General features: G+C 64.1%; 21 protein-coding genes. 14 read left to right on the top strand and 7 right to left on the bottom strand.

Going from position 1 to position 20,817, the window contains the following annotated elements; all coding sequences use genetic code 11:
- Positions 1-24 precede the first annotated feature (24 nt).
- From ASG25_RS14240 to ASG25_RS14225, 4 genes are all read left to right on the top strand, one after another.
- Complete coding sequence (locus tag ASG25_RS14240) at positions 25-1,047, top strand: RluA family pseudouridine synthase (RefSeq protein WP_062474957.1); 1,023 nt, start codon at positions 25-27, stop codon at positions 1,045-1,047.
- Positions 1,048-1,163: 116 nt separating this feature from the next.
- Positions 1,164-1,421 carry a DUF2171 domain-containing protein gene (locus ASG25_RS14235; RefSeq protein WP_062474954.1) on the top strand — a complete coding sequence of 86 codons (258 nt, stop codon included), beginning with the start codon at positions 1,164-1,166 and terminating at the stop codon, positions 1,419-1,421.
- Positions 1,422-1,675: 254 nt separating this feature from the next.
- Positions 1,676-2,581, top strand: a complete 906-nt coding sequence (gene rpoH, locus ASG25_RS14230; protein ID WP_062474951.1) for an RNA polymerase sigma factor RpoH — start codon at positions 1,676-1,678, stop codon at positions 2,579-2,581.
- Between the two features lie 216 nt (positions 2,582-2,797).
- The gene (locus ASG25_RS14225) at positions 2,798-2,968 is read left to right on the top strand and encodes a hypothetical protein (RefSeq protein ID WP_156381761.1); all 171 of its coding nucleotides are present in this window, start codon (positions 2,798-2,800) and stop codon (positions 2,966-2,968) included.
- Positions 2,969-3,040: 72 nt separating this feature from the next.
- Here the strand turns inward: ASG25_RS14225 and ASG25_RS14220 are convergent, their stop codons facing one another.
- Positions 3,041-3,223, bottom strand: a complete 183-nt coding sequence (locus tag ASG25_RS14220) for a hypothetical protein (protein ID WP_062474945.1) — start codon at positions 3,221-3,223, stop codon at positions 3,041-3,043.
- A gap of 268 nt (positions 3,224-3,491) precedes the next feature.
- Here ASG25_RS14220 and ASG25_RS14215 point away from each other — a divergent pair, with 268 nt between their 5' ends.
- Both ASG25_RS14215 and ASG25_RS14210 read left to right on the top strand, forming a co-directional pair.
- Positions 3,492-3,998, top strand: a complete 507-nt coding sequence (locus ASG25_RS14215) for a VOC family protein (RefSeq protein WP_244479412.1) — start codon at positions 3,492-3,494, stop codon at positions 3,996-3,998.
- A 218-nt stretch (positions 3,999-4,216) separates the two neighbouring features.
- Positions 4,217-4,741 carry a flavin reductase family protein gene (locus ASG25_RS14210; protein WP_062474941.1) on the top strand — a complete coding sequence of 175 codons (525 nt, stop codon included), beginning with the start codon at positions 4,217-4,219 and terminating at the stop codon, positions 4,739-4,741.
- 108 nt (positions 4,742-4,849) lie between these two features.
- On the opposite strand, the gene ASG25_RS14205 is transcribed toward ASG25_RS14210, so the two are convergent.
- Positions 4,850-6,178 (bottom strand): MFS transporter, encoded by a 1,329-nt coding sequence (locus ASG25_RS14205; protein WP_062475762.1) that lies wholly within the window; start codon positions 6,176-6,178, stop codon positions 4,850-4,852.
- Between the two features lie 397 nt (positions 6,179-6,575).
- On the opposite strand from ASG25_RS14205, the gene cyoA reads away from it, so the two are divergent.
- Genes cyoA through ASG25_RS14180 form a run of 5 tightly spaced genes read left to right on the top strand, consistent with a single transcriptional unit; the run spans position 6,576 to position 11,728 of the window.
- Positions 6,576-7,823, top strand: coding sequence for a ubiquinol oxidase subunit II (cyoA, locus tag ASG25_RS14200; RefSeq protein WP_082480195.1), 1,248 nt, complete (start codon positions 6,576-6,578; stop codon positions 7,821-7,823).
- 48 nt (positions 7,824-7,871) lie between these two features.
- Entirely contained in the window at positions 7,872-9,872 is a 2,001-nt protein-coding gene (cyoB, locus tag ASG25_RS14195) for a cytochrome o ubiquinol oxidase subunit I (protein WP_062474938.1), read from the top strand.
- Positions 9,873-9,874: 2 nt separating this feature from the next.
- Positions 9,875-10,504 (top strand): cytochrome o ubiquinol oxidase subunit III, encoded by a 630-nt coding sequence (cyoC, locus tag ASG25_RS14190; protein ID WP_062474935.1) that lies wholly within the window; start codon positions 9,875-9,877, stop codon positions 10,502-10,504.
- Complete coding sequence (gene cyoD, locus ASG25_RS14185; RefSeq protein WP_062474932.1) at positions 10,501-10,902, top strand: cytochrome o ubiquinol oxidase subunit IV; 402 nt, start codon at positions 10,501-10,503, stop codon at positions 10,900-10,902. Before cyoC ends, cyoD begins: the two co-directional genes overlap by 4 nt.
- A complete protein-coding gene (locus tag ASG25_RS14180; protein WP_082480194.1) occupies positions 10,892-11,728 on the top strand; it encodes an SURF1 family protein in 837 nt (278 codons plus the stop codon). The genes cyoD and ASG25_RS14180 overlap by 11 nt, the downstream gene beginning before the upstream one ends.
- 83 nt (positions 11,729-11,811) lie before the next feature.
- Here ASG25_RS14180 and ASG25_RS14175 read toward each other — a convergent pair whose 3' ends face one another.
- Complete coding sequence (locus tag ASG25_RS14175; RefSeq protein ID WP_062474929.1) at positions 11,812-12,828, bottom strand: Ldh family oxidoreductase; 1,017 nt, start codon at positions 12,826-12,828, stop codon at positions 11,812-11,814.
- 59 nt (positions 12,829-12,887) lie between these two features.
- The gene (locus tag ASG25_RS14170) at positions 12,888-13,871 is read right to left on the bottom strand and encodes an AraC family transcriptional regulator (RefSeq protein WP_062474926.1); all 984 of its coding nucleotides are present in this window, start codon (positions 13,869-13,871) and stop codon (positions 12,888-12,890) included.
- Positions 13,872-14,207: 336 nt separating this feature from the next.
- On the opposite strand from ASG25_RS14170, the gene ASG25_RS14165 reads away from it, so the two are divergent.
- Positions 14,208-15,248, top strand: coding sequence for an NAD(P)-dependent alcohol dehydrogenase (locus ASG25_RS14165; protein WP_062474923.1), 1,041 nt, complete (start codon positions 14,208-14,210; stop codon positions 15,246-15,248).
- 83 nt (positions 15,249-15,331) lie between these two features.
- Here the strand turns inward: ASG25_RS14165 and ASG25_RS14160 are convergent, their stop codons facing one another.
- From ASG25_RS14160 to ASG25_RS14150, 3 genes are all read right to left on the bottom strand, one after another.
- A complete protein-coding gene (locus ASG25_RS14160; RefSeq protein ID WP_200942810.1) occupies positions 15,332-16,432 on the bottom strand; it encodes a methyl-accepting chemotaxis protein in 1,101 nt (366 codons plus the stop codon).
- Positions 16,433-16,544: 112 nt separating this feature from the next.
- Positions 16,545-17,009 (bottom strand): Lrp/AsnC ligand binding domain-containing protein, encoded by a 465-nt coding sequence (locus ASG25_RS14155; protein WP_062474920.1) that lies wholly within the window; start codon positions 17,007-17,009, stop codon positions 16,545-16,547.
- On the bottom strand, positions 17,009-18,172 hold the full coding sequence (locus tag ASG25_RS14150) for a M20 aminoacylase family protein (protein WP_062474917.1): 1,164 nt from the start codon (positions 18,170-18,172) through the stop codon (positions 17,009-17,011). Before ASG25_RS14150 ends, ASG25_RS14155 begins: the two co-directional genes overlap by 1 nt.
- Positions 18,173-18,353: 181 nt before the next feature.
- On the opposite strand from ASG25_RS14150, the gene ASG25_RS14145 reads away from it, so the two are divergent.
- Both ASG25_RS14145 and ASG25_RS14140 read left to right on the top strand, forming a co-directional pair.
- Positions 18,354-19,481 carry a D-alanyl-D-alanine carboxypeptidase family protein gene (locus tag ASG25_RS14145; RefSeq protein ID WP_062475753.1) on the top strand — a complete coding sequence of 376 codons (1,128 nt, stop codon included), beginning with the start codon at positions 18,354-18,356 and terminating at the stop codon, positions 19,479-19,481.
- Positions 19,482-19,569: 88 nt separating this feature from the next.
- The gene (locus ASG25_RS14140) at positions 19,570-20,769 is read left to right on the top strand and encodes a GTP-binding protein (protein WP_062474914.1); all 1,200 of its coding nucleotides are present in this window, start codon (positions 19,570-19,572) and stop codon (positions 20,767-20,769) included.
- The last annotated feature ends 48 nt before the right edge of the window (positions 20,770-20,817 follow it).

Raw genomic sequence — 20,817 nt, 5'->3', positions numbered from 1 at the left:
TTTGACCTCACGGATTGAGCAAGAATGAACGACCCCTTTAAACAAGCGGCAGCCCCAAGGAAAGTCCTGACGGCGGACGAGGATGCATCCGGGCGCATGGATGCGTGGCTGACCGAGCAGATGGACGGCCTTTTCTCGCGCAACCGCATCAAGGCCCTGATCGAGCAGGGCGCCGTGCGCGTCAACGGCAAGCCGGTTCTGGAGCCCAAGCGCAAGGTGCAGCAGGGCGACCTGTTCGAGATCGGCATGCCGGAGCCGGACGATCCCGAGCCCAAGGGCGAGGCTATCCCGCTCGATGTCCTCTATGAGGACGACGACGTGATCGTGCTGATCAAGCCACCGGGCCTCGTCGTGCATCCCGGCGCAGGCAACTGGACGGGGACGCTGGTCAACGCGCTGATCCATCATTGCGGCGACAGCCTGTCGGGCATTGGCGGGGTCAAGCGGCCGGGCATCGTCCATCGCCTGGACAAGGACACGAGCGGCGTCATGGTCGTGGCGAAGAACGATCTCGCCCACCGGCATCTCTCTGACCAGTTTGCCGACCATGGCCGCACGGGGCCGCTGGAGCGCGCCTATGCCGCCATCGTCTGGGGGCGTCCGCGCGGACTGCGCGGGACCATCGACGCACCCCTCGGACGCGCTGGCGACCGGATCAAGCGGGCGGTGAAGAAGCACGATGCCGATGATGCCCGCGAGGCGATCACCCACTACGAAGTCACCGAGCGCTATCACGAAAAGCCGGACGCGACGGCGCTCGCGGCAATGGTCGAATGCCGCCTCGAAACGGGGCGCACGCATCAGATCCGCGTGCACATGGCCTATATCGGGCATCCGCTGATCGGCGACGTCGATTACGGCGCGGCGTTCCGGACGAAATCGAACCTCCTGCCGGAAGCGGCCAAGGCGACCGTCGACCGGTTCCCGCGCCAAGCGCTGCATGCGTTCATGCTGGCGTTCGAGCACCCATCCACCGGCGAAACCATGCGGTTTACCTCGCCGCTTCCCGCCGACATGCTGGAGCTGGCAGCCGCGCTCAAGGCGTGACGGTTGTCATTGGCCGACAGGCCAGCCGCGAAATCTTGGCGCGCCTATGCATCCTTTTGCAGAGGCCGGCGTTTTCCCCGCATCAACAGCCTCATCCAAAGCGAAGGGAAGACATCATGATCGACGCCAGCCACATCAAGGAACATGCCGAAGTCATCAGCGCCGATGGCGTACACGTCGGAACCGTCGACGGTGTCGAAGGCCAGCGCATCAAGCTGACCAAGAAGGACAATCCGGTCGGACATCAGGATCACCATCATTTCATCGACCTGTCGCTGGTCGACAGCGTCGATGGGAACCGCGTCCGCCTGAGCGCCAAGAGCGACGAGGCGTTCTTGTCCGAACAGGAAGACGACGGCGCCGCCATCCACTGAGATCGGTCGTGCAACGGGTCTCTCCCGTATCTGTGGAGAGACCGGACCGGCTTTTGAAAAATGGCACGAGGGGTTGAATTCAGCGCCGTCGTGCCGATCTAACCGAGATATCCCGAAGCCCAAGGATGGGGTCGCAATCGCGCGGCTGCATCCTTGAATCGTGCGCGGCGCGTTCTTATCTTGGTGACCTGTGGGGTCGAAGGACCCACATCCCGGCTGGCCAGATGGAAGCCGGAACGAGAAAGGGGTGCACAATGGCCCGGAGTACGATGCCGACACTGACCGCCGGCGAAGGTGGTCTCAATCGATATCTCGATGAAATCCGCAAGTTTCCGATGCTGGAGCCGCAGGTCGAGTACATGCTCGCCAAGCGCTATCAGGAACATGACGACCGCAAGGCTGCCCACCAGCTCGTGACCAGCCATCTGCGCCTCGTGGCGAAGATCGCCATGGGCTATCGCGGCTACGGCCTGCCGATCGGCGAGGTGGTGTCCGAAGGGAATGTGGGCCTGATGCAGGCCGTGAAGAAGTTCGATCCCGAGCGGGGCTTCCGCCTGGCGACCTATGCGATGTGGTGGATCAAGGCGTCCATCCAGGAATATATCCTGCGCTCCTGGTCGCTCGTGAAGATGGGGACGACCGCCAATCAGAAGCGTCTGTTCTTCAACCTGCGTCGCCTCAAGGGCAAGATCCAGGCACTTGACGATGGCGACCTCAAGCCGGACCAGGTGAAGCAGATCGCGACCACGCTGAACGTGTCGGAGGCCGAGGTCATTTCGATGAACCAGCGGCTTTCGGGCGACGCGTCGTTGAACGCGCCGATCAAGGCCGGCGAGGGCGAATCCGGCCAGTGGCAGGATTGGCTGGTGGACGACCACGAAAGCCAGGAAGATATCCTGATCGAACAGGACGAGCTGGAAAACCGGCGTTCGCTGCTGTCGGGCGCGATGGACGTGCTCAACGATCGCGAGCGCCGCATCTTCCAGGCCCGACGTCTGACGGAGGATCCGGTTACGCTGGAAGAGCTTTCGAGCGAGTTCGACATCAGCCGCGAGCGTGTTCGTCAGATCGAGGTTCGTGCTTTCGAAAAGGTGCAGGATGCCGTCCAGAAGGCTGCTCTTGCCAGGGCACAGGCACTTCGGGTTGTCGAAGACGCCTGAGACTACACGTTTTTGTGATGATAAATCTTGCGCCCGGCCGCACCTGCAGGCCGGGCTTTTTCGTCTAGCGTATCAGGGAGAATGCACCACTGCGTAAAATGCCGTGACCGAGATTAGCGTTTTGATGCCGAAAGGCAGGTACACATCCAGAGAGTCGGACACGAGACCGAGCGGTTTCGTGTCGGTGGTTTGGAGGACATCCGGATGAGGCAGGCCATGCAAAAGACGATCGAGGATGTCGCCATGCCAAGATTTCACCGGACGGATGCCGGGAAGCAGACGCGAACGGCATGGCCGACCCTGCGGATCATCGCGCTTATTTGCGCGTTTGCCATCTCGGTCGGGTTCTGGGTCGGTGCTTATCTTTTGCTGCGCCTGATCTGGTAGCGCAGAACTCCGCATGAGGCTCCCCGGTCGGCGCGGACCGTCGAGCCCTTCCGCGGACGCGTGAAACGTCCGTCAGCCGGCAAAGCGTTCCATGACGAAGCTGTCCGGCGATCCCGAGATCACGCGATTGGTTTTTCCGAGCGAGACGGAACTCATCGAAACTGTCGGTGCATCCGCCTGCGAGAAGACGGCGGCGGTCATGAAGGTTGCGGTGAGGGCAAGATAGGCTGTCAGGGCTGCAGATCGTATCGACATGGCAATTCTCCTGGTTTTGCGCACAACGCGCGCATTTCTCCGAAGTTCCGTTCGATCGTGAGGCCATGTCGTTTCGCGGCGGCCCGCGCGGGTTTCCGCTCCGCTCAGGGCTTTCAGGCTTGCCCGGACGGCATGGCCGTCTAAGGTGGCGGACAGGAGAGCCTGCCCGCCCGGAGCCGCCGATGACCTTCGATATCCGCATTTGCCTTGGGCGCTTGGATGGGCGCCTGGATCGGAACCTTGCCGATCGGCGGGAGGCGCCGGCATCATGAGCCTTGATATCACCCCACCCAGCCTCGGGCAGAGCGAGCGCAACGCTGCCGACAGCGCCGGCGGACTGCCGGCCGGCGGCTTCAATGCGCTCGTCCCGGAGTTCGACGTGATCGATATCGGTCGCAGCCTGAACTTCTGGTGCGATCTCCTCGGCTTCCGCATCGCCTATGACCGGAAGGCTGCAAACTTCGCCTATCTCGAACGCGAGGGCGCACAAGTGATGCTGTCGCAGATCAACGGTGCCTGGGTCACGGCGCCCCTGGAGCCGCCCCTCGGCCGTGGCATCAACTTCCAGATCGCGGTGTCCGACATATCCGACATCGCGGCCCGTCTCGAGGCGGCCGCATGGCCGCTGTTCCGTGGCGTGCAGGATGTCGTCTACAATGTCGGCGGGCGGGACGTGGTCTCGCGCGAGCTTCTGGTGCAGGATCCGGACGGCTATCTCGTGCGCCTCGCGCAGAGCCTGCCTCCTGGCGAACTGCCGCGAGCCTCCGCGCCGTGATCGCGCGTCCCTGTCGCTGCGGCCTTGCGGAGACGCGTCCGGTCTGTCTTCCGTTCAGCCTCGGTAAAGCATACGGGAAGATCGCGGCCCGCCGCTTGCGTCGCGTCTTCGATGAAGGAAAGATGGTAGGTGAGATGTTCAGGGGAGTCGCGTAAGACGGAAAGCCCCGACCGCCGCGGTGTCGTCGCCTCGTCGGGTCCATTGCGAGGTATCGAGACATGACTGCTGCCGTTCATCCGTCGTCCGTGGAAGCTGCCCCCGATGCCGCTGCGTTCAAGCTTTCCATGCGTCATCTTGCTGGCGCCGTCTGCGTGATCACGGTGGGCGACGGCGAAGGGCGGACAGGTTTCACCGCGACGTCGGTGACCTCCCTGTCCGCAGACGTGCCATCCGTCATCGTCAGTCTGAACCGGACGTCGTCATCCTGGCCAGTGCTGGAACGCAGCGGCGGCTTCTGCGTCAATGTGCTGGCGGAAGGGCAGGAAGGCATCGCAAAGGCTTTTGCGGGGGCCGACGGGCGTCGGGGTGCCGAGCGCTATGCCGGTGCCGAATGGATCAAGCTCGACAGCGGTGGATGGGCGCTCGCCGACGCGCTGACCGTCATCGACTGCGGGCTGGACGAAGCACTGCACCGTCACACCCATGCCGTCCTCATCGGCCGGGTCCGCAGCGTGCATGTTCGCGAGGGCGCAGCGCCGCTGCTTTACTTCAACGGCAGTTTCCGCACGCTGCTTCCCGAATAGGCGGGCCTTGCCGCTTTTCCAGAACGTTCCCTCTTCACCATCGATATACCGCATCCCGGCGACCGTTCGACGTTCGCCGGGATGTTTCGTCATGCGCGTGGGTTGCGACTATTCCCGGGCCAGCAGACGCTTGTTCAGGAAAAGGGCCAGCATGGTGCAGATCGCGCCCGACAGCAGGTAGTAGCCCACGAAGGGCAGGCCGAACTTGCTCGACAGGCCGAGTGTGATCAGCGGTGCAAAGCCCGCGCCAAGGAACCACGCCAGGTCGGACGTAAACGCCGCGCCCGAATAGCGGTACCCTTGCGTGAAGCGCGAGGAGACCGAGCCCGCCGCCTGGCCGAAGGACAGGCCGAGCACGCCGAAGCCGGCGATGACGAAGGACGAGATGCCGGTCTGGCCCGCGCCGAGCAGGATGGGGCCGATGAAGCTGAAGATGGCGATGATGATCGCACCGATGACCAGCTGCTTGCGGCGACCGAAACGGTCGGCAAGGAGGCCCGAGGCGACGACGGTGATGATGCCGAGGCCGGCGCCGGCCACCTGAACCAGCATGAACGAGCCGATCGACTGGTCGCTGTTGAGATTGGTCCAGGCCAGCGGGAAGATCGTGACGACGTGGAACATGGCGAAGCTTGCCAGCGGTGCGAAGGCGCCGATCAGGATGTCGCGGCCATGGGTGCGGATCAGGTCGGTGAAGGGCACGGCCTCGAGCTCGTGACGCTCCAGCAGATCGCCGAAATCCTTCGTCATGACGAGGCGCAAGCGGGCGAAGAGGGCAACGACGTTGATCGCGAACGCCACGAAGAACGGGTAGCGCCAGCCCCAGGAGAGGAAGTCGGCTTCGGAGGTGTTGGCGACGAAGAAGCCGAACAGGATGCTGGCGAGGGCGAAGCCGATCGGCGCGCCGAGCTGCGGAATCATCGCGTACCAGCCGCGGTGCTTTTCCGGTGCATTCAGTGCGAGCAAAGAGGCCAGCCCGTCCCAGGCGCCGCCCAGCGCCAGGCCCTGGCCGATGCGGAAGATGGCGAGCAGGTAGATCGCCCAGACGCCGGCGTCCTGGTAGCTCGGCAGGAAGCCCATGCACACCGTGGAAATTCCGAGCAGGAACAGCGCGATGGTCAGCTTGGTGCCGCGACCGTAGGCCCGGTCGATGGCCATGAAGGCAATCGAGCCGATGGGGCGTGCGACGAAGGCGAGAGAGAAGATCGCGAAGGAATAGAGCGTTGCCGTCAGCGCGTCCGGTGCGAAGGGAAAGATCAGCCGCGGAAAGACCAGCACCGAGGCAAGGCCGAACACGAAGAAATCGAAGAACTCCGACATGCGTCCGATGATCACGCCGAGCGCGATCGAGCCCGGGGAGACCGGCGCATCGCCGTGGATCTGCCGGGCGTCGCGCTCCAGAGCGGAGGAAGAGGGTCCGCCGGACGTCTCTGCTATCGTTGTCATCGGGATGCCTCCATGCCGTCACAGGGCCGCGCGGTTCAACGCGTGCCGTCTTTTGAACGATGTTGATCAAACCAACACCGTTATCAAGGGCCCGCGGCGAGAAATTGTCCCCTGCGACGCTATGCCCTGTGTCCGGATGCGATCAATTCAAGGCCCAAGTCTCGACTTTTTCCGCGCAATGCATATCTCGCATACAGGCAGGCCGATCCGGAAGCTTGTGGACGACGCGCCGTCGCGAATGGCGAACCGAGCCCGAGCGGTCTATCGACGCGGCAGCACGTTTTGCCGCAGGGCATCATTTTTGCTGCGGTGCGACCAAACACCTCATATCGTTCGTGGTCGCAGGGTATTACTCGCAGGGCACAGACAACGAAAAGAGCATTGGACCATGGCGAACCTCTATCGACACGCTTGTCGCATCCTCATGCTGCCGCTGCTGGCGGGGCTTGCCGGCTGCAACATGGTGGTGATGTCTCCCTCGGGCGACATCGCAGCACAGCAGCGCGACCTTATCCTGGTCTCCACCTTCCTGATGCTCCTGATCATCATTCCGGTGATCGTGCTGACCCTGTACTTCGCCTGGCACTATCGCCGTGCGAACACGCAGGCCGTCTACGATCCCGAATGGCACCATTCCACGCGTCTGGAAGTGGTGATCTGGTCTGCGCCGCTCGCCATCATCATCGCACTCGGCGCCGTCACCTGGATCAGCACGCACAAGCTCGATCCCTATCGCCCGATCGACCGCCTGGACGCGGAGCGCGCCATTCCCGCCGACGTCAAGCCGCTGACCGTGGAGGTCGTCGCGCTCGACTGGAAATGGCTGTTCTTCTATCCGGACTACGGGATCGCCACGGTGAATGAACTGGCGGCGCCCGTGGACGTGCCGATCAACTTCAAGATCACTGCGTCCTCGGTCATGAACTCCTTCTACATCCCGGCGCTCGCCGGACAGATCTACGCCATGCCGGGGATGCAGACGCGGCTCCATGCCGTGATCAACGCGCCGGGCGAGTTCGAGGGCTTCTCCGCGAATTACAGCGGCGCCGGCTTCTCACACATGCGCTTCAGGTTCCATGGTCTTGATCAGGCCGGCTTCGACGGCTGGGTCTCCAAGGTCAAGCAGCAGGGCACCATGCTCAACCGCGATGCCTATCTGAAGCTCGAAAAGCCGAGCGAGCGGGAGCCGGTTCGATATTACGGCGGCGTCGAGAACGGTCTCTACGAGGCAGTCCTCAACATGTGCGCCCAGCCGGGCAAGATGTGCATGAACGAAATGATGCATGTCGACATGATGGGTGGCGGCGGCGAAGAGAGCGAAGCCAACCGCGAACGCCTGCAGTATGACAACCGCCACGCCGGCACCGGCGACGGCACGAACTCGGCAACCTTCCCCGCAACCGGCCAGCCGGCGCGCGGACAGGGCGCACCCGAAGGCACGACCGGACAGGATGCCGAGGGCCAGTCCGGCAGCGGCGCACAGCCGATGCAGCACGACATGCTGAACATGAACGGTCACGATATGGACGGTCACCAGATGGGTGGCGAAAACCCGCAGGCTCCGGCCTCCGACAGCGGCTCCTCGACGCCAGACAAAGGCTCGATCGCGCCCGAACAGCTGAACAACTCGAAATGATCGCGGCGCTTTTCCGCACCGCTTGCGACTGTAAGAACTGGGGTCACCATGTTTAATCAGGACATTTCCAGCCTCGTCTTCGGACGATTGACCTTGGAAGCCTTTCCCTACCACGAGCCGATCCTCGTGCTCACCTTCATCGGCGTCGTCCTTGGCGGCCTCGCGGTCGTCGGCGCGCTCACCTATTTCAAGCTCTGGGGCTATCTCTGGAAGGAGTGGCTGACGAGCGTGGACCACAAGAAGATCGGGATCATGTACGTGATCCTCGCGCTGATCATGCTCCTGCGCGGCTTTGCCGACGCGCTGATGATGCGCACGCAGCAGGCCATCGCCTTCAACGGCAATGAAGGCTTCCTGCCGCCGCATCACTACGACCAGGTGTTCACCGCGCACGGCGTGATCATGATCTTCTTCATGGCGATGCCCTTCGTCACCGGCCTGATGAACTTCGTCGTGCCGCTGCAGATCGGTGCCCGCGACGTCTCGTTCCCGTTCCTCAACAATTTCTCGTTCTGGATGACGGCGGCCGGCGCGGCGATCATCATGATCTCGCTCTTCGTGGGCGAATTCGCCCGCACGGGCTGGCTTGCCTATCCGCCGCTTTCCGGCGCCGACTATAGCCCCGGCGTGGGGGTCGACTATTATATCTGGGGCCTGCAGGTGGCGGGTGTCGGCACGACCTTGTCGGGCATCAACCTGATCGCGACCATCGTGAAGATGCGCGCACCGGGCATGACCATGATGAAGATGCCGATCTTCACCTGGACCTCGCTCTGCACGAACGTGCTGATCGTCGCGTCCTTCCCGATCCTGACCGCCACGCTCGCGCTGCTGTCGCTCGACCGCTATGTCGGCACGCACTTCTTCACGAACGATCTCGGCGGCAACCCGATGATGTATGTGAACCTGATCTGGATCTGGGGTCACCCGGAGGTCTACATCCTAATCCTGCCGGCCTTCGGCATCTTCTCGGAAATCGTCGCCACCTTCTGCGGCAAGCGCCTGTTCGGCTATGCCTCGATGGTCTACGCGACGGTCGTTATCACCATCCTGTCCTATCTCGTCTGGCTGCACCACTTCTTCACCATGGGTTCGGGCGCCAGCGTCAACGCCTTCTTCGGCATCACCACGATGATCATCTCGATCCCGACGGGTGCGAAGATCTTCAACTGGCTCTTCACGATGTATCGTGGGCGCATCCGGTTCGAGGTTCCCATGCTCTGGACCCTCGGCTTCATGGTGACCTTCGTCATCGGCGGCATGACGGGCGTCCTGCTCGCCGTTCCCCCGGCCGACTTCGTGCTGCACAACTCGCTGTTCCTCATCGCCCATTTCCACAACGTCATCATCGGCGGCGTGGTGTTCGGCGTCATGGCCGGCGTCACCTACTGGTTCCCGAAGGCCTTCGGCTACAAGCTGAACGACTTCTGGGGCAAGATGAGCTTCTGGTTCTGGCTGGTCGGCTTTTACTTCGCCTTCATGCCGCTCTACGTGCTCGGCCTGATGGGCGTCACGCGCCGCCTCAGCCAGTTCGAGGATCCGTCGCTGCAGATCTGGTTCATCATCGCCGCCTTCGGGGCCTTCCTGATCGCGCTCGGCATCGCCTCGTTCATCATCTCGCTCGTCGTCAGCTTCCTGCAGCGCGAGAAGCTGCGCGACGTGACGGGCGATCCCTGGAACGGCCGGACGCTCGAATGGTCGACCTCGTCGCCGCCGCCGGACTACAACTTCGCCTTCACGCCCGTCATCCACGACCATGACTCGTGGTACGACATGAAGAGCCGCGGCTATGCCCGTCCGCTCGAGGGCTTCAAGCCGATCCACATGCCGCGGAACACCGGCACGGGGATCATCCTCAGCGGCCTCAGCGTGGCCTTCGCCTTCGGCGTGATCTGGTACATCTGGTGGCTGGCCATCGTTGCCTTCGTCGGCATCATCGCGGTCTCCATCGGACATACCTTCAACTACAACCGCGATTTCTACATCCCGGCGGAAGACGTCGTCGCAACGGAAGGGGAGCGCACACGGCAGCTCTCCGGGCAGGCCTGAACATGAGCGCACCGACACACAACCCTGTCGCCGAAGGCGAAAAGCCGGTCTTCTACATGACGGAGGACCATCATCCGGAGAACAGCACGGGCCTCGGCTTCTGGCTGTACCTGATGAGCGACTGCCTGATCTTCGCGATCCTGTTCGCCACCTATGCCGTGCTCGGCCGCTCCTATGCGGCCGGGCCGTCACCGGCCGACCTGTTCGACCTGAAGCTGGTGGCGATCAACACGTCCATGCTGCTTCTCTCGTCGATCACCTACGGCTTCGCGATGCTGCAGATGGAGCGCAACGCCAAGACAGAGACGCTGTTCTGGCTCGGGATCACCGGCATCTTCGGCGCGATCTTCATCGGTCTTGAAATCTACGAGTTCGTGCACCTGATCCATGAAGGCGCCGGCCCGGGTCGCAGCGCCTTCCTGTCGGCGTTCTTCGTGCTGGTCGGCACCCACGGGCTGCACGTGACCTTCGGCATCATCTGGCTGATCACGCTGATGGCCCAGGTGTCGATGAAGGGCCTGATCCCGGAAAACCGCCGCCGCCTGATGTGCCTGTCGATGTTCTGGCACTTCCTCGACGTCGTCTGGATCGGCGTCTTCTCGATTGTCTACCTGATCGGAGTTCTCGGATGAGCACACACGCCCCCCTGCACGAGGACGCGCACGAGGCCCATCACGGCCATAGCCACGGTCACGAAGCGTCTCACGGCTCCTTCAAGAGCTACATGACCGGCTTCGTCCTCTCGATCATCCTCACGGCCATCCCCTTCTGGCTGGTCATGGGCGAGGTGTTCGAGAACAAGGCCCTCACGGCCGGGCTCGTCATGGTCTTCGCCGTCGTGCAGATCGTCGTGCACATGGTCTACTTCCTGCACATGAACACCAAATCCGAAGGCGGATGGACGATCATGGCTTTGATCTTCACGCTCGTGCTGATCGTCATCGCTCTGTCCGGTTCGCTCTGGGTCATGCATCATCTGAACACGAACATGATGACCATGACCCCGGACATGATGCGCAATGTCCCCTGATCCCTCCCGGCGGCCGGACACGGCCGCCGGATCCACGCGTAAGACGGGCACCGACGATGCACTCGCGCCTCCGGGCGCCGCCGTTTCGCGCGGCCGATCCCGCAGAGGGCTCGTCGTTTTCGGGGTTGCGTCGACCTTCGTGACGGTCGTGCTCCTGGCGCTCGGCATCTGGCAGGTTCAGCGCCTCTTCTGGAAGCTCGATCTGATCGAACGGGTGGATGCCCGGGTCCATGCCGCCCCGGTCGAAGCGCCCCAGGCCGATCAGTGGTCGGCGATCACCGCAGGGAACGACGAGTACCGACATGTCCGCGTCACCGGCACCTTCCGTCACGCGGCGGAAACGCTGGTGCAGGCGACGACCGAGCGCGGCCCGGGCTTCTGGGTCGTGACGCCGCTCGTTCGCGACGACGGCACCACCGTCCTCGTCAACCGGGGCTTCGTTCCGCCCGACCGGCGCGATCCTGCGAGCCGGTCCGCCGGCACTGCGCCCGGCGAAGCCACGATCGTCGGCCTGCTGCGGCTTTCCGAGCCGGGCGGCGGATTTCTCCGCAAGAACGATCCTCCCGGCAATCGCTGGTATTCCCGGGATGTGGCCGCGATCGCCGCGGCGCGCGGGCAGGACCGGACCGCTCCCTACTTCATCGATGCCGACGGCACGGCCAATCCGGGCGGACTGCCGGTCGGCGGCCTCACGCGCATCGTCTTTCCCAACAATCACCTCGTCTACGCCCTGACCTGGTTTGCGCTCGCGGCCATGCTGATGGGGGCCATGGTGATGATCGGTCGCCGGGAATGGGCGCGGGCCGCCGTTGACCCCGAGGCCTGAACGGCCTTCCATTCCCGGGTCCTCAGCCCACGATCCCGGGCCGCGAACGGTCCGGAATCCCAACCCCGACGATCAGGTCGTCCTTAGCCGAGCAGTGCGAGCAGGTCGTCGTGCAGCGACTTCGGGATCTCGACGCTGCCATTGGCATGGCTGCGTTCGCGGGCAGCGTAGCGACGCTGCGAGGGAAGACGGGCACCCTGGCCGACGATCGCGTCGAACAGCACCTCCGCCCGCTCGGCATGTTCCGCTGCGTGCCCACCCGAGAGCAGGTTCGGGTCGAAGGCCAGCAGGAGTTCGCCGTGGCAGGGCGTGACCCCGGCGCCCGCATCGAAGATCTGGGACGCGCGGCTTGTCAGGTCGCCGATCAGCGGCCCGGCCATCAGCTCGACCATGGCGGAGAGGGCCGAACCCTTATGCCCGCCGAATGTCAGCATCGCCCCCGCCATGGCCGCTTCCGGGTCGGTCGTCGGCGCACCGTCCTTGTCGATCGCCCACCCCTCGGGGATCGGCTTTCCGGCACGCCGGTGCAGTTCGATCTCGCCGCGCGCGGATGCGCTGGTGGCAAAGTCGAACACGAAGGGATAGGGGCCCGGACGCGGCCAGGCAAAGGCGATCGGGTTGGTCCCGAACACCGGCTTCGTGCCGCCGGCGGGCGCAACCCAGCTGTGGCTCGGCGTCATGGCCAGGGCCGCAAGGCCGGCAGCGGCGAGACGTTCGACCTCGGGCCAGAGCGCGGAAAAGTGATAGCAATTGTTGATGGCAAGCGCGGCTACGCCCTGCGTGCGCGCCTTCTCCTGCAGCAAGGGCAGCCCGAGCCGAAAGGCAAGCGGGGAGAATCCGAACTTCGCGTCGACCCGGACGATGCCGGGGGCCTGGTCGAAAATCTCCGGCACGGCCGCCGTGTCGACCTTGCCCTTGCGGATGGCATCGGCGCAGCTCAGCACGCGATAGAGCCCGTGCGAATGGCACTCGTCGATCTGTCCGGCCATGACCAGGTCGGCCAGCGCCTCGCAATGATCGGACGTAAGGCCGGCCCGGGCGAGCGCCTGCAGGCTCAGGGCGCGGGCGTCGTCGAGGGACAGGCGGACGGTTTCGGTCATGGGAACTCCGGTTCGATGCGGGATCGTGGTGTAGGTTTTCGGGAGAGAGCGTGGAGGGCTCAGCCCTCGCTCAGCATTTCCGGCTCTCTGCCCCGGCGATCGGTGAGAGAGCGGCGCGTGCGGCCGACATCGCGCAGCGGCGGTGCGCCGAACTGGCGGGCATATTCGCGGCTGAACTGGGAGGGGCTTTCGTAGCCCACCTGATGGCCGGCGCTTCCGGCATCCAGCATGGTCTCCACCATCAGCCGGCGTGCTTCCTGCAGACGAAGCTGCTTCTGGTACTGCATGGGGCTCATGGCGGTGATCGCCTTGAAATGGTGATGGAGAGAGGACACGCTCATGCTGACGCGGCGGGCGAGATCCTCGATGCGCAGCGGCAGCGCGTAATGCTCCTTCAGCCAGGCGCAGGCGCGGCCGATCTGGTGCGACTGGCTTTCCACCATCGCCATCTGGCGAAGCCGCGCGGCATGAGGGCCCGTCAGCAGACGGAAGATCAGCTCCTGCTCGATCAGCGGCAGCAAGGCCGGGATATCGCCGGGCCGGTCGAGAAGCCGCAGCAGGCGGAGGGCGGCGTCCTCGAGCTCGGGCGTCAGCGCGGCCACCGACATGCCGCGCTGCTCCGTCGCCGCACCGTCAGCCGCGGGGCCGGTCGCGGCCTGCGCACCGTCTGCCGCTGCAACCGGCCGGTCGAGCAGGGCAAGAAGCGGCGGGATTTTCGCGACGTCGATCTCGAAGACCATGCCGAGATAGGGGCTTTCGGGCGAGGCCTGGACGATCTGGCTCGTGACCGGAAGATCGAACGAGGTGAGCAGATAGTCGGAGCCGCCATAGATGTAGGTCTCGTGGCCGAGCGTCACCTTTTTCACGCCCTGGGCAATGAGGGCGAAGCTCGGGCGGTAGGCGCCGCAGGAGGGGACGGCCTGATCCGAGCGGCGGTGCAGCGTCAGCCCGGGCACCGGCGTCGCGTGGTCGCCGTCCTCGCTGGCGAAACGGGCAATGATCTCGACGAAGGGTTGGCGGCGGGCGACGGACGGGTCGAACATGAGGGTAAGCCTCTCCTGATGCGGGTGACGGCAGGAACACGATATCTAGCGTGAAAGCCGCTCCGGCTTCAACGTCGGAATTGCCCTATATCGCCTGCCGCTCAGCGGTCGGGAACCGGCAACCCCGCGTGGTACGAACCGCATGATCCGCTCGTTCGAGCACAGCCATTCCACGACGGGCCGCCTGGCGGGCGGAGGCAGTCCCTGCATCAGCATTTGCAGGATCGGGCAAGAAATTTGCAGGAATGGCGCATGCCTTGGTCAGTGATAAATTGCATATTGCCGCGGCCGGCGATGTCTCGCTCGGTTCAGATTTGCAGACAGAAGGAACCACCCATGGCTTTCGCAAAAGGATATGCGGCGACCGACGCGTCGAAGCCGCTCGAACCCTTCACCTTCGAGCGTCGTGCGCCCAACGAAGACGATATCGTCATCGACATCAAGTATTCCGGCATCTGCCATTCCGATATCCACCAGGTCCGCAACGAATGGGGCAACGCGAAGTACCCCATGGTTCCCGGCCATGAAATCGTCGGCATCGTGTCCGCCGTTGGCGCGGGCGTGACCAAGTTCAAGGTGGGCGACAAGGCCGGCGTCGGCTGCTTCGTCAATTCCTGCACGACCTGCGCCACGCGCGATCTCGACCTCGAACACTACATGCCGGGTCTGGTCCAGACCTATAACGATGTCGAGGCCGACGGCACGACGCCGACCTATGGCGGCTATTCCGACAGCATCGTCGTGAAGGAAGGCTACGCGCTCTCTATTCCCGACAATCTGGATTTTGCCGCGACGGCCCCGCTGCTTTGTGCGGGCATCACGCTCTACTCGCCGCTGATGCACTGGAAGGCTGGTCCCGGCAAGAGGGTGGCTGTCGTCGGCATGGGCGGCCTTGGCCATATGGGCGTGAAGATCGGTGCGGCTCTCGGCGCCGAGATCACCGTGCTCAGCCAGTCGCTTTCCAAGAAGGAAGACGGCCTGAAGCTCGGTGCGACGCATTACTACGCAACGAGCGATGCCGAGACGTTCAAGACCCTGGCCGGCACGTTCGACCTCATCCTCTGCACCGTTTCGGCTGAAATCGACTGGAATGCCTATCTCGGCCTGCTGAAGGTCGACGGCGCGTTTGTGCTGCTTGGCATTCCGGAAAATGCGGTTCCGGTCCACGCGTTCTCGCTCGTGCCCGCCCGCCGCAGCGTTGCTGGCTCCATGATCGGCTCGATCAAGGAAACGCAGGAGATGCTCGACTTCTGCGGCAAGCACAACATCGTCTCGGAAATCGAACTGATCCGCATGGATCAGGTCAACGAAGCCTATGAGCGCGTGCTGAAGAGCGACGTGCGCTACCGCTTCGTCATCGACGCCGCGACGATCTGATCGACGCCGCGACGATCTGATCGGACGTCTTGTCGGTCTTGGACCAAGGGGCCACCGGCGACGGTGGCCCCTTTTTCGTGACGTCAGAGCGAGAAGCGCTCGCGGATATCGGCGTCACGTTCGGGTCGCTGGATGACGACGCCGCACCAACCGAGACCGTCATAATCCTCGTAGCCAAGGGTCGGCGCGAAGGCGACCAGCGTTCCGTCGCTCATGTAGTAGCTGCCCCGCTTCATGCCTTCGGGCGGCGTCAGGGCAAAACTGGTGTAGACCAGCGCGGGGCGCGAGGCGGCGATCACCATGCCCCGGCCGTCGAGCAGCAGGACCGTCGTGCGCTCCAAGTCCGCTGGCGCGATGTTGGCTTCCTTGTTGACGATCGACTGGCCCTGGTTCGCCCAGTCGAAATAGACGCCGAGCGCACCCACGAGCGGCGCCGTCGAGACGCCGCCCTGTCGGATGCCCGTGGCATAGACCAGCGCATCCGCATTGCCGTGCAGGGGGCTCGGCTTGACGGTATCGACGATGTAGTCGTCGCCCGATTCCGTCTTCATGGCGGCAGCCACCCAGGGTTCGCCGGCAAGCTTCTGGCCCATGATCCCTTTCTGGAAGCTCGGATTGGCGGAGGCGACCGCCCGGCCGGACGTGTCCACCATCACCAGGTCGAGATAGACGGTGTAGAAGCGGTTGATGACGCCGAGGCGTTTGGCGGCGAAGGCCTGCGAGGCGCGATTGGGATTTTCCAGGGCCTCCCAGAGGGCCGTATCGGTCGCCCACCAGCGGACGTCGGCGGTCCGCTCGAACAGGTTCCGCACGATGAGCTGAACGAGGGTCTGAGCGAGGTCGACCAAGCGGACGCCCTCCATCTCGTGCACCAGGGCGTCCGACAAGGCGCGGCCGAGATTGACGCGCTCCATCACCTCCTGCTGGAGCTTGGCGGCGATCGTAGCGGAAACGCCGGCCAGCCGCTGCACCTCGCTTGCGACGACCGCAAAGCCCTTGCCGATATCCCCGGCCCGCGCGGCCTCGATGCTCGCATTGATGCCGAGCAGGCGGATGTGGCGGACGATGTCGTCGTTCTCCTGCCGGAAGCTCTCGAGATCAATGCCAATCCGCTCGGTCACAGCCCGCATGGCCCGCGGCGTGGCGCGCGTTTCCGAAATGTCCTTCCTCTCGGGTTCCATCATGGTTGCGACCTTCTGGCTGGACCCACAGGCCCGCACTATTAGTGTGTCCTGATACATAGGCGCACCAAACTTGCGCGGGTATTGTGCAGTGCCCAGAAAGTGACCAGTTCCGCTAGAGCAGCGGCAGGGGACCGTCGTTCTTGATTTCCTCCATCACCGCATAGGTTCGGGTTTCCTTGACGCCCTGGAGCGTCCAGAGAAACTGGCCGAGGAAGTTGCGGTAGGCGCTCATGTCTTCGAAGCGGGTCTTCACCAGATAGTCGAAGCCGCCGGCAACCATGTGGCATTCGATGACGGACGGTGCCTTGCGGATGGCATCGGCGAACGTGTCGAAGACCTCCGGCGTCGTCTTGTCCAGCATGACCTCAATGAAGACGAGCAGGCCGAAGCCAAGCCGTTGCGGATCGAGACGCGCGCCGAAGCCCGAAACGAAACCCTCCTTCAAAAGCCGGCGCATGCGTTCGCTGGTGGCGGTCGGCGAGAGGCCGATGCGCTCGGACAGTTCCAGATTGGTGATCCGCCCGTCTGCCTGGAGGATGCTGAGGATCCGCCGGTCGATCTTGTCGATGCCGCTCATCAGGCGCCCAGGCGGCTTTCGGCGAGACGCACCCAATAGGAGATGCCGTAGGGAATGGCCTCGTCGTTGAAGTCGTAGCCCGGATTGTGCAGTCCGGCGCTGTCGCCATTGCCCATGAAGATGAAGGCGCCGGGGCGGGCAAGCAGCATGTAGGAAAAATCCTCCCCGCCCATCATCGGGTCGACATCGCCCGCGACCTGTGCCGCACCGGCGACATCGCTTGCGGCCTGCAGCACATGGCCGGTCTCCGTGGCGTGGTTGACGGTGACGGGGTAGTTGCGTGCGTATCGGACACGGGCCTTCGCGCCGTAGGCTGCGGCCAGATGCGTACAGATCTCGTTGATGCGGCGCTCGGCCATGTCCCGATTTTCGGCCATCAGCGTGCGGACGGTGCCGGCGAGCAGCGCTTGCTCGGGGATGACGTTGTGGGCAAAGCCCGCATTGAACTTGGTGACGGACACGACCACGGCCGACAGCGGGTCGGCCGTGCGCGACGCGATGGTCTGCAGCGCGGTGACGATCTGCGCGCCGAGCACGATCGGATCGATGGTCCGGTGCGGCTGGGCCGCATGGCCGCCACGCCCTTCGATGGTGATGGAAAACTCGTCGGTCGAGGCCATGATGGGGCCGACGCGGGAGGCGAAATGGCCAAGCGGCATGCCCGGCATGTTGTGCAGGCCGTAAACCTCGGAAATGCCGAAGCGCTCCATCATGCCGTCCTTGACCATCTCGTTGCCGCCACCGCCGCCCTCTTCGGCCGGCTGGAAGATGACGGCGACCGCGCCCTTGAAGTTGCGGGTTTCCGCAAGATACTTGGCGGCGCCGAGCAGCATGGCCGTGTGGCCGTCGTGGCCGCAGGCATGCATCTTGCCGGGTGTCGTGGAGGCGTAGGGCTTGCCGGTCGTCTCCGTCATCGGCAGGGCGTCCATGTCGGCGCGAAGGCCGATGGTGGCGCCATCGCCCAGCCGCCCGCGGATGAGGCCGACCACGCCCGTGCGCCCGAGCCCGGTCACGATCTCGTCAACACCGAAGTCGCGCAGTTTGTTTTCGACGAAGGATGCCGTATTTTCGACCGCAAACAGAAGTTCGGGCCGGCTGTGAAGATGGCGGCGCCACGCTGTGACTTCGTCCTGGAGTTCGGCAGCACGGTTGAGAATCGGCATGGTCTATCCTGTCGGTCGTGGTGGCAGCGCGCGGTCGCAGGGTGGCGGCCGGGCGATTTCGCCGGGCAATCTTCTGGCAAAGGTCTTTGCCTTGCCCCTGCCATATAGGTTAAATAGCGCCTCGGCACGAGGCACTGCCCGAAAATTTCGAGGTTGAACTGTGGTGACTATGAAGATTCGCATGTCCGGTTTCAATGTGGGAGCCGGAGCGTCGGCAGGGGCCAGGCTGGTGGCTGCAGCCCTGGCCGGTACGGTGGCACTGACGGTCGCGGCGCCGGCCCTTGCCAACCCCAAGCTGGTGGTCGACGTCGCGACGCTCAAGGTCTACGAGCAGGAAGACATCTTCCAGCGTTGGTATCCGGCATCGCTGACGAAGCTGATGACGGCCTACACGACGTTTCGTGCCTTGAAAGCCGGTCGCATGACGCTGGAAACGCCGGTGGTGATGTCGAAGCATGCGGCCTCCGAGCAGCCGAGCAAGATGTATCTGAAGCCCGGCGCATCGATGACGCTCGACAGCGCGCTGAAGATGATGCTGATCAAGTCGGCCAACGATATCGCGGTGGCGATCGGCGAGGCGGTCGGCGGCTCCGAGCCCGGTTTTGTCGCCATGATGAATGCCGAGGCGAAGCGGATCGGCATGACGTCGTCGAACTTCGTCAATCCCAACGGCCTTCCCGAGCCCGGACAGTACACGACGGCGCGGGACCTTGCCGTTCTCGCCATCACCATCAAGCGCGAATTTCCCGAATATGCGGCCTATTTCGCCTATGAGGGTTTCACCACCGGCAAGAAGAGCTACCCCAACTACAACATGCTGATCGGCCGCTTCGACGGTGCGGACGGCATGAAGACGGGCTTCATCTGCGCGTCGGGTTTCAACCAGGTGTCATCGGCCACACGCAACGGTCGCAGCGTCGTGTCCGTCGTGCTCGGCGCCGACAGCCTCGGGGGCCGGGCAGACGAGTCGGCCCGCCTCATGCAGATGGCGCTGACGTCGAGCCCGGCGGGAAAGCCGGGCCTCGGGCAGATCGCCCCCTACGGCGACACGCGCGACGTAACGGCCGACATTTCCAAGCAGATCTGTTCGGCACAGGCCGCCAAGGTGCGCAGCGAAGGCCGCGACGAGGCGGGACGCCAGAAGCTGCTGTCGCCCTTCATCCACGAGATCAACCGGCCGCTGAATTTCGTGTCGGCACAGCTCATCCCGGGCCAGGGGGCGAAGGCGGCGGATGCCGACGGCCAGACCGACGGCGCACAGGGCGACGTTGCCAATGTGCCGGTGCCCGTGCCGCGGCCGGTCTTTTAAAGGTCGCCACGCCCGCTCTCCTCGGGCGTGCGGCCCGTCCTGTCCCCCGCATGCCCGCAAAGCCCGGCATGCCTTGAAAGCGAGCGCCATGATTACCCGTTTCGATCCGGTGCCGGTCTCGATCCTGACCGGCTTCCTCGGCGCCGGCAAGACGACGCTGCTCAACCGCCTGCTGCAGGATCCGGACCTTGCCGACACGGCCGTCATCATCAACGAGTTCGGCGACGTGTCGCTTGACCATCTGCTGGTGGAGTCCTCCGGCGACGGCGTGATTGAGCTTGCGGACGGATGCCTGTGCTGCACGGTGCGGGGCGAGCTTGTGGATACGCTGGCCGATCTCATGGATCGGATGCAGACGGGAAAGATCCGGCCGCTGAAGCGCGTCGTCATCGAAACCACCGGTCTTGCCGATCCCGCGCCGGTCATGCAATCGGTGATGGGGCATCCGACCCTGGCGCAGAGCTACCGGCTCGACGGCGTGGTGACGGTGGTGGATGCCGTCAACGGACTCTCGACGCTCGACCATCATGTCGAGGCCGCCAAGCAGATCGCGGTCGCCGACCGCCTGGTGCTGACCAAGGCGACGCTCGGGACGCCCGAAGGCGTCGCGGCGCTGAAGGCCCGTCTGGCCGTTCTCAATCCGCGCGCCCCGGTCATCGATGGCGATCTTCCGGAAACGGGTCGGGCCGCGCTGTTTGCCTGCGGTCTCTATGATCCCGCAACGAAGATCGCCGATGTCGGCCGCTGGCTTCAGGACGAGGCCGATCACGACCATCACCATCACCATCATGATCCGGCACACGGGCATGACGCAGAACACCGCCACGATGGTGACCATGCGCATGATCATCATGGCCATCATCACAAGCATGGCGCTGCCCATGCGCATCGCCACGACACCAACCGGCATGGCGACGATATCCGCTCCTTCAGCATCGTGCATGACCGGCCGATTTCCGCGATGGCGCTCGACATGTTCGTCGATCTTCTCCGCTCGGCGCATGGCGAGAAGCTTTTGCGCATGAAGGCGATCGTCTGCACCGCGGAGCGGCCCGAGCGGCCCCTGGTGCTGCACGGCGTCCAGCAGATCTTTCACCCCCCGGAGCGGCTGGCTGCCTGGCCGGACCCGGACGATCGGCGCACGCGCATGGTGCTGATCACCAAGGGGCTCGAGGAAAACTTCGTCCGCGATCTGTTCGATGCGTTTACCGGCAAGCCCGCGATCGACCGGCCGGACCGGCAGGCGCTTTCGGACAATCCGCTGGCGGTCCCCGGCCTGCGCATGTAACCGCGCCCCTCATGGTAGGGGACACGGCGGGACGGGCACGGGGGTCGG

The sequence above is a fragment of the Rhizobium sp. Leaf384 genome (assembly GCF_001424065.1).
GTDB lineage: Bacteria > Pseudomonadota > Alphaproteobacteria > Rhizobiales > Rhizobiaceae > Ferranicluibacter.
Note: the sequence above shows the minus strand (reverse complement) of the source record. Positions and strands in the feature narration are given on the sequence as shown.

Bases quoted from the DNA above. Each gene is read 5' to 3' on its own strand.
- ASG25_RS14240 (WP_062474957.1), top strand. From the start codon at position 25: ATGAACGACCCCTTTAAACAAGCGGCAGCCCCAAGGAAAGTCCTGACG.
- ASG25_RS14235 (WP_062474954.1), top strand. From the start codon at position 1,164: ATGATCGACGCCAGCCACATCAAGGAACATGCCGAAGTCATCAGCGCC.
- rpoH (WP_062474951.1), top strand. From the start codon at position 1,676: ATGGCCCGGAGTACGATGCCGACACTGACCGCCGGCGAAGGTGGTCTC.
- ASG25_RS14225 (WP_156381761.1), top strand. From the start codon at position 2,798: ATGCAAAAGACGATCGAGGATGTCGCCATGCCAAGATTTCACCGGACG.
- ASG25_RS14220 (WP_062474945.1), bottom strand. From the start codon at position 3,223: ATGTCGATACGATCTGCAGCCCTGACAGCCTATCTTGCCCTCACCGCA.
- ASG25_RS14215 (WP_244479412.1), top strand. From the start codon at position 3,492: ATGAGCCTTGATATCACCCCACCCAGCCTCGGGCAGAGCGAGCGCAAC.
- ASG25_RS14210 (WP_062474941.1), top strand. From the start codon at position 4,217: ATGACTGCTGCCGTTCATCCGTCGTCCGTGGAAGCTGCCCCCGATGCC.
- cyoA (WP_082480195.1), top strand. From the start codon at position 6,576: ATGGCGAACCTCTATCGACACGCTTGTCGCATCCTCATGCTGCCGCTG.
- cyoB (WP_062474938.1), top strand. From the start codon at position 7,872: ATGTTTAATCAGGACATTTCCAGCCTCGTCTTCGGACGATTGACCTTG.
- cyoC (WP_062474935.1), top strand. From the start codon at position 9,875: ATGAGCGCACCGACACACAACCCTGTCGCCGAAGGCGAAAAGCCGGTC.
- cyoD (WP_062474932.1), top strand. From the start codon at position 10,501: ATGAGCACACACGCCCCCCTGCACGAGGACGCGCACGAGGCCCATCAC.
- ASG25_RS14180 (WP_082480194.1), top strand. From the start codon at position 10,892: ATGTCCCCTGATCCCTCCCGGCGGCCGGACACGGCCGCCGGATCCACG.
- ASG25_RS14175 (WP_062474929.1), bottom strand. From the start codon at position 12,828: ATGACCGAAACCGTCCGCCTGTCCCTCGACGACGCCCGCGCCCTGAGC.
- ASG25_RS14170 (WP_062474926.1), bottom strand. From the start codon at position 13,871: ATGTTCGACCCGTCCGTCGCCCGCCGCCAACCCTTCGTCGAGATCATT.
- ASG25_RS14165 (WP_062474923.1), top strand. From the start codon at position 14,208: ATGGCTTTCGCAAAAGGATATGCGGCGACCGACGCGTCGAAGCCGCTC.
- ASG25_RS14160 (WP_200942810.1), bottom strand. From the start codon at position 16,432: ATGATGGAACCCGAGAGGAAGGACATTTCGGAAACGCGCGCCACGCCG.
- ASG25_RS14155 (WP_062474920.1), bottom strand. From the start codon at position 17,009: ATGAGCGGCATCGACAAGATCGACCGGCGGATCCTCAGCATCCTCCAG.
- ASG25_RS14150 (WP_062474917.1), bottom strand. From the start codon at position 18,172: ATGCCGATTCTCAACCGTGCTGCCGAACTCCAGGACGAAGTCACAGCG.
- ASG25_RS14145 (WP_062475753.1), top strand. From the start codon at position 18,354: ATGTCCGGTTTCAATGTGGGAGCCGGAGCGTCGGCAGGGGCCAGGCTG.
- ASG25_RS14140 (WP_062474914.1), top strand. From the start codon at position 19,570: ATGATTACCCGTTTCGATCCGGTGCCGGTCTCGATCCTGACCGGCTTC.